Source organism: Gammaproteobacteria bacterium (assembly GCA_032250735.1).
Lineage (GTDB): Bacteria > Pseudomonadota > Gammaproteobacteria > SZUA-152 > SZUA-152 > SZUA-152.
In genome coordinates this window covers 246,502-253,292 of sequence record JAVVEP010000002.1, presented here as the reverse complement: position 1 = coordinate 253,292, position 6,791 = coordinate 246,502, and the positions used below count along the sequence as shown (strand labels likewise).

The 6,791-nt window shown below is 61.6% G+C and carries 7 protein-coding genes; 3 read left to right on the top strand and 4 right to left on the bottom strand.

Features of this window, described 5'->3' with window-relative positions; translation table 11 throughout:
- Positions 1-153: 153 nt before the first annotated feature.
- The 3 genes from RRB22_02500 to RRB22_02490 are packed head-to-tail and all read left to right on the top strand — an operon-like array spanning position 154 to position 4,770.
- Positions 154-1,710 (top strand): FMN-binding glutamate synthase family protein, encoded by a 1,557-nt coding sequence (locus tag RRB22_02500; protein ID MDT8383261.1) that lies wholly within the window; start codon positions 154-156, stop codon positions 1,708-1,710.
- A gap of 25 nt (positions 1,711-1,735) precedes the next feature.
- Positions 1,736-3,379, top strand: a complete 1,644-nt coding sequence (locus RRB22_02495) for an acetolactate synthase large subunit (protein MDT8383260.1) — start codon at positions 1,736-1,738, stop codon at positions 3,377-3,379.
- Between the two features lie 2 nt (positions 3,380-3,381).
- Positions 3,382-4,770, top strand: coding sequence for an aldehyde dehydrogenase family protein (locus RRB22_02490; GenBank protein MDT8383259.1), 1,389 nt, complete (start codon positions 3,382-3,384; stop codon positions 4,768-4,770).
- Between the two features lie 32 nt (positions 4,771-4,802).
- Here the strand turns inward: RRB22_02490 and RRB22_02485 are convergent, their stop codons facing one another.
- From RRB22_02485 to RRB22_02470, 4 genes are read right to left on the bottom strand one after another with little or no spacing between them, the layout of a single operon-like run.
- Positions 4,803-5,015, bottom strand: coding sequence for a zf-HC2 domain-containing protein (locus RRB22_02485; GenBank protein ID MDT8383258.1), 213 nt, complete (start codon positions 5,013-5,015; stop codon positions 4,803-4,805).
- Entirely contained in the window at positions 5,009-5,623 is a 615-nt protein-coding gene (locus RRB22_02480) for a sigma-70 family RNA polymerase sigma factor (GenBank protein MDT8383257.1), read from the bottom strand. Before RRB22_02480 ends, RRB22_02485 begins: the two co-directional genes overlap by 7 nt.
- Positions 5,623-5,847, bottom strand: a complete 225-nt coding sequence (nrtS, locus tag RRB22_02475; protein MDT8383256.1) for a nitrate/nitrite transporter NrtS — start codon at positions 5,845-5,847, stop codon at positions 5,623-5,625. The genes RRB22_02480 and nrtS overlap by 1 nt, the downstream gene beginning before the upstream one ends.
- A 7-nt stretch (positions 5,848-5,854) precedes the next feature.
- Entirely contained in the window at positions 5,855-6,787 is a 933-nt protein-coding gene (locus tag RRB22_02470; protein MDT8383255.1) for an HD-GYP domain-containing protein, read from the bottom strand.
- Positions 6,788-6,791: the final 4 nt, after the last annotated feature.

The following is a 6,791-nucleotide window of genomic DNA, read 5'->3' as shown; positions in this document are numbered from 1 at the left end:
CAAAAATTTTGTAAGATTTTCCCGAGTATCACGACCAACAATCAACTAATAGTAAAATAACGGGCATCGATTGTTGAGTGCGTGCCGAAGAGCGGCACTGACTGAAAACCGGGCGTCAAATTATAAGAGTCACAATTTATAAGAGTCACAATCATGGCATTTCTGGCGGACATCTCCGGGCAAGGGATAACCTTCCTCTCGTCACTGTTTGTATTTACGGTTGGCCTGTTTTTTCTTCTTATCTTATTACTTTTCGTTAGGGACAAGTTCCAGACCCGGGACGCCATCCTGCACAATTACCCGGTCATCGGGCGTTTCCGCTATATCTTCAGTACGCTGGGCGAGTTTTTCCGGCAGTATTTCTTTGCCATGGACCGCGAGGAAATGCCGTTCAACCGCGCGGAGCGTGGATGGGTCTACAAATCCGCCGCCGGCGTGGACAATACCGTGGCGTTTGGCTCCACCAAAAATATCAGCCCGCCCGGCACGCCCTTATTCGTTAATTGCCCGTTTCCCACCCTGGATGAAGATGCCGCAACCCTGACATCGGTGCGAATCGGCCCCTATGCCAGGGAGCCCTATGACGCGACATCGCTGATCAATATCTCGGCAATGAGTTACGGCGCGCTGTCCGAGCCGGCGGTTCGCGCCCTGTCCATGGGAGCCAAACTGGCCGGCTGCTGGATGAACACCGGTGAAGGCGGTCTGGCGTCGGCGCATTTGACGGGCGGCTGTGACATCGTGTTCCAGATCGGTACGGCCAAATACGGCGTGCGCACCGCCGACGGCAAGCTGGACGATAACAAGTTGCGCGAGGTCGCCGCCCACCCGCAAGTCCGAATGTTCGAGATCAAAATGAGCCAGGGAGCCAAGCCGGGCAAGGGCGGTATCCTGCCGGGGGCAAAGGTCACCGCTGAGATCGCGCGGATTCGCGGCATCGAGCCGGGCAAGGATTCCATCTCGCCCAACCGGCACCCGGAGATCGGCAGTTTCGCCGAGTTGCTGGCCTTCATCGAACACGTGCGCGACGTCACCGGCAAGCCCACGGGGTTCAAGGCGGTGATCGGGGCCTACGGTTGGCTGGAAAACATGTGCGAGGAAATCCAGCGCTGCGGCATTGCGTGCGCGCCGGATTTCATCACCATCGACAGCGCTGACGGCGGCACGGGCGCCGCCCCCATGCCGCTGATGGACGATGTCGGCCTGCCCATCAAGGAGGCATTGCCCATGGTGGTGGACATACTGACCCGCTACGGTTTGCGGGAGCGCATCAAGGTCATCGCCTCCGGTAAACTGATTACCCCTTCGGGTGTGGCGTGGGCCTTGTGCGCCGGCGCGGACTTTGTCGCCTCCGCACGCGGGTTCATGTTTGCGCTGGGCTGTATCCAGGCCCTCAAGTGCAACAAAAACACCTGTCCCACCGGCATCACCACGCACGACAAACATTTGCAACAGGGACTGAACCCGGCGGAAAAGGCCGTCCGGGTGAAAAACTTTGTCGGCAAGATCCATTATGGCTCGGGACTGATCGCCCATTCCTGTGGCGTGTCGCACCCCCGCGAGTTGACACGGATACATTGCCGGATCGTCCAGCCGGACGGCAAGTCAGTGCCGCTGAGCGAGTTATATCCCGTGCCGGAGGTGCTGGAAAAATTTCGAGCTGGAAACAACGGTAACAGCCATGCAGGCGAAAAGAGTGAAGAAGCGTAACTAAATAATGGATATGACAAACAACATGAAGGCTTCCGATTTATTGGTAAAGGCGCTGGAGAACGAGGGCGTGGAGTACATCTTCGGCGTGCCCGGCGAAGAGAATCTGGATCTGCTGGAATCGCTGCGCACCTCCAGTATTCGATTAATACTCACACGGCACGAGCAAGGGGCCGGATTCATGGCGGCCACCTACGGGCGTTTGACCGGCAAGGCGGGCGTGTGCCTGGCCACCCTCGGACCCGGCGCCACCAACCTGGTCACCGCGGCAGCCTATGCGCAATTGGGCGCCATGCCCATGTTGATGATTACCGGGCAGAAGCCCATCAAGAAAGGCAAGCAGGGTCATTTTCAAATCGTCGACGTGGTGCAGATGATGCGCCCCATCACCAAGCTGGCCAAACAGGTGGTTGACGCCGGCACCATACCCGGCTTGGTGCGCGAGGCCTTTCGCATCGCGGAAGAAGAACGCCCCGGCGCCGTGCATCTGGAATTGCCGGAAGATATCTCCGCGGAAACCGTCGAGTCGGCGCATCTGTTTGCCGTGAATAACTACTGCCGCCCCGATGCCGACGGCAGCGCGGTCAAGCGCGCCGCCGACATGATCCGCAAGGCCCGGCACCCCTTGCTGCTCATCGGTGCGGGCGCCAACCGCCGACGCGTGGTCGATGCCCTGAAAGACTTTGTCGAGAAAACCGGCATCCCGTTTTTCAATACGCAAATGGGCAAGGGCGTGATCGGCGGCTACCATCCTTTGTATCTGGGGACAGCGGCCCTGTCGTCGGGCGATTATCTGCACTGCGCCATCGACCGGGCCGACCTGGTGATCAACGCCGGCCATGATGTGGTGGAGAAGCCGCCCTTCTTTATGGAACACGGCGGCAAGCAGGTGATTCATGTCAATTTCAATTCCGCCATCGTGGACCAGGTCTATTTCCCGCAACTGGAGCTGGTGGGCGATATCGCCACCTCGTTCACACGGCTCACCGAACAACTGGAACCGCTGCCTACCCATGATTTCAGTTACTTCATGCGGGTGCGCGAGCATATCCAGGCACATACGAAAGAAGGAAGCCGTGACCCGCGATTCCCCATGATTCCCCAGCGGCTGGTGGCCGATGTGCGTCAGGTGATGCCCAAAGACGGGATCATCGCCCTTGATAACGGCGTGTACAAAATCTGGTTCGCCCGCAATTACCCGACCCCCGAGCCCAACACCGTGTTGCTCGATAATGCCCTGGCCACCATGGGCGCCGGCCTGCCCTCGGCGATGATGGCCGCGCTGCTTTACCCCAGGCGCCGGGTCATGGCCGTCTGCGGTGACGGGGGCTTCATGATGAACAGCCAGGAGATGGAAACCGCCGTGCGGCTGAAATTGAATCTCGTGGTCCTGGTGCTGCGCGATGACAGTTACGGCATGATCCGCTGGAAACAGGCGGGCAGCGGTTTCCCCGACTGGGGACTGGAATTCGGCAATCCCGATTTTGTCGCCTATGCGCAAAGCTACGGGGCGCGTGGTCATCGCGTGGCATCGGCCGATGATTTTGCGCCGTTGCTGGAACGCTGTTATTTCGAGGGCGGCCTTCACTTGATCGAAGTGCCGGTGGATTATTCTGAAAACGAGCGGGTTCTCATTGATGAACTGGCGCAGAAGATTTGCCTGGTATAGCTATGAGTAAGCCAACATTAACGGTCGTGCAAGCCCATGATGGCGCGGTGATGGACGAGGTGCCCCTCGTTGATGAGACGAGCGCCGGCGCGATGTTGGCCGAGGCGGAGCGTCTTTACCGTGATCGCAGCCAGTGGCTGCCGGCCTACCGGCGCAAGGAAATTCTCACCCGTTTAATCGAACTGATGCGCAACGAGGACGAGGCGCTGGCCCTGTTGATCGCCCGCGAGGGCGGCAAGCCCTTAACGGATGCGCGGGTCGAAGTGGCGCGCGCCATTTCCGGTGTGGAACTGGCGATAGAGGCCATCGGCCAGCTCAAGGGGGAGCAGATCCCCATGGATCTCTCCGCCGCCGGCGCCGGCAGGCTGGCCTTTACCCAAAAAGAGCCTATCGGCGTGGTGCTGGCCATCAGCGCTTTCAACCATCCCTTGAATCTGATCGTGCATCAGGTGGTGCCGGCCATTGCCGCGGGCTGCCCCGTGATCGTCAAGCCGGCGGCTTATACCCCGTTGAGTTGTCTGCGCTTCGTGGAGCTGGTGCGTCTGGCGGGCCTGCCCGAGCCCTGGTGCCGGGCCTGCGTGTGCGACCGGGATACCATCGGCAAACTGGTGGCGGATTCACGCATAGCGTTTGTCAGTTTTATCGGTTCCGCAGAGGTGGGTTGGAAGTTGCGCAGCCAATTGGCCGCGGGAACCCGTTGCGCCCTGGAACACGGCGGCGCGGCGCCGGTGATCGTTGCGGCCGATGCGGATATGGAACAGGCCATGCCGTTGCTGGTCAAGGGCGGGTTTTATCACGCCGGTCAGGTGTGCGTGTCGGTGCAGCGGGTGTTTGTGGATAACAGCATCAAGTCAGCTTTCGTTGACAGCTTGGTTGAACAGGTGGCCAGCCTTCACGTGGGTGATCCAACGGATGCGGCGATGGAGGTGGGGCCGCTCATTCGACCGTCCGAGGTGGACCGCGTGGAAGCGTGGGTCAATGAAGCGGTGGAGCAGGGCGCGGTCTGCGTGCTCGGCGGCAAGCGCCTGGATCGGTATTTTTTCACCCCCACCGTGCTGGTGGATCCGCCTGTTGACGCCAGGGTTTCCAGCCGGGAAATCTTTGGCCCGGTCGTCTGCGTCTACGGATACGACGATGTGCAAGACGCCATCCGGCAGGCCAATGCCTTGCCCGTCGCCTTCCAGGCAGCGGTCTTTACCACGAACATTGATTTCGCCGTCCACACCGCGCAAGCGCTCGACGCCTCAGCCGTCATGGTCAACGACCACACCGCGTTCCGTGTCGACTGGATGCCCTTCGCCGGCCGCCGTACGTCGGGATTAGGGGTCGGCGGCATTGCCTATACCGTGGAAGACATGATGCAGGACAAGTTGTTGGTGATCAGGGCCTGATGCCGCTCCGCGCGGCCAGCGCCTCGCCGCCCTTATTTTTCATTCTCGTTTTCTTTATTTTCGTTCTCCCCCGCACCTTCGGCAAATCCCCGTGCCGCCTGACGCAAGGTGTCCATATGTCGCTGGCAATGGCGGCAGCCGGCGCACATTGCGGTGTGCAGGCGTAGCGCGGTTTTCTCGCGCAGGGTGAGCGGGCGTTCCTGGGATTCGGAAAACAGCCGGGTGGCCTCGCGGCAGGTCAGCATGACATGCCCTCAAACCAGTTGTGCTCCAGGCACTTGCCCAGTCGCAGGCGGGCGCGGTGCAACAGCACGAACAGGTTGCTGGCGGACAGCTCCGTCGCCGCGCAGATCTCTCCGGTTTCCAGGCCGATGAATTCGCGCATCATAAACACCCTGGCTTGTTGGGGCGGCAGGCCGTCGAGGCAGGCCTCGAACACGCGCCAGAACTGGGCCTGCTGGAAGGAGGCCTCCGGGTCGCCCCAGTCCTGCGGCCGCGCCTCCGGGCGCCAGGAACCCCGCTGGTCGAAGAGCCGGTCTTCGATGTTGTCGTCCTCGCGCGGCAGGTGGCCGGTATCCTCCCGGCGCTGTTTCTGGCGCAGGACATCGGTGATCTTGTGCTTGAGGATGGCGAACACCCAGGTCTTGAGCGCCGCATTGCCGCCGAAGGAGCGGGCATTCTTTAGCGCCCCCAGCAGCGCCTCCTGCACGGCGTCCTCCGCCAGTTGGCCATCACCCAATTGCAAGGTGGCGAATTTGAGCATCTGGCGGCGCACGTCTTCCAGGAAGGCCGGGTCCGTGAGCGCGTGGGTTTCGTCTGTCGGTGGACGCTTCGCCGTGAGTGCGGCTTCCATTATTCGTCCCCCCTTTTTGACAGTTCATTTTTTGCCGCACTGTAGCTGGCCACACAATAGGGCACGGCGTAGTTCAGGGATAAGTGGAACCAGGAAATGGCGGTGCCGGCGAGCAGCGCCTCGCCCTGGTTGATGAGATTCAGGATAGTGCCGACCACGGCGGAAACCATAAGCGCGCTGCGGGCGATGCGGCCGGAGCACGCGACGTTGAACAATGACTTCATGGGTTGATTACCTATTCTCCTTATGCTGTTGCCCGGTGAATTCCGCGCCCAATCCGTTCGCCGACAAGGCCGCGGCGGCGCTGTGCACAGTCTCCGCGATCAGCGCCGTATCCACTTGAGGCGCGAGCGCCTGCGGGTTCCCCTTACCGCCGGTGGGGCGGGCGGTGAGGTGGGCGTTTTCCGGCTCCAACACGAATTCACCGCCGCAATTGCGGCAGTAGAGATGATCGCCCACCTGCTGGTCGCGCTGCACCACCAGGGTGGGGCCGCACATGGGACAGGTTTGGAGGGGGATGCCATCGTCGCTGTGGCGGATGAATTGGTCGAGCTCGCCTGCTTCGCCGAGGGCGAGGAAGGCATCGGCGTATTGCGCGTCGAATTGCACGCCGCGCAGTTTCGCGATGATGGCGAGCGCCTTATCGCGCGGCATCCCGGCACGGTAGGGGCGGTGGCTGGTCATGGCGTCGAAGGCGTCACAGATGCCGACCATGCGCGCGATGGCGGGCACGTCCTCGCCGGGCAATCCATGGGGATAGCCCGTGCCGTCGGGGCGTTCGTGGTGCAACAGCACGGCATCGCCCACCAGCTTCGCCAGTGGGTGCGCCGCCAGCATGCGCATGCCCACGGCGGGGTGGGTCTGGATGATCGCGTATTCCTCGCCGCTCAGCGCGCCCGGCTTGCGCAGGATAGCGTCGGGCACGCCCACCTTGCCCAGGTCGTGCAGGAAACCGCCCAGGCCGATGCGCGCCGCCTCCGCTTCCGGGACGCCGGCGGCCTCGGCCAGCAGTCGGGCATAACGCGACACCCGCCACAAATGGCCGCCGGTGTACGGGTCGCGCGCCTCCACGAACCAGGCCATGGTGAGCAGGCTCGCCAGCAGGCTGTCGAAAGCGTCGCCGCCGGGGCGATCATCGGTAATATTGATGTTTGATTCAGGCATGATG

Coding starts and splice junctions, on each gene's coding strand:
- RRB22_02485 (MDT8383258.1), bottom strand. CDS start 5,015: ATGCTGACCTGCCGCGAGGCCACCCGGCTGTTTTCCGAATCCCAGGAA.
- nrtS (MDT8383256.1), bottom strand. CDS start 5,847: ATGAAGTCATTGTTCAACGTCGCGTGCTCCGGCCGCATCGCCCGCAGC.
- RRB22_02480 (MDT8383257.1), bottom strand. CDS start 5,623: ATGGAAGCCGCACTCACGGCGAAGCGTCCACCGACAGACGAAACCCAC.
- RRB22_02500 (MDT8383261.1), top strand. CDS start 154: ATGGCATTTCTGGCGGACATCTCCGGGCAAGGGATAACCTTCCTCTCG.
- RRB22_02495 (MDT8383260.1), top strand. CDS start 1,736: ATGAAGGCTTCCGATTTATTGGTAAAGGCGCTGGAGAACGAGGGCGTG.
- RRB22_02490 (MDT8383259.1), top strand. CDS start 3,382: ATGAGTAAGCCAACATTAACGGTCGTGCAAGCCCATGATGGCGCGGTG.
- RRB22_02470 (MDT8383255.1), bottom strand. CDS start 6,787: ATGCCTGAATCAAACATCAATATTACCGATGATCGCCCCGGCGGCGAC.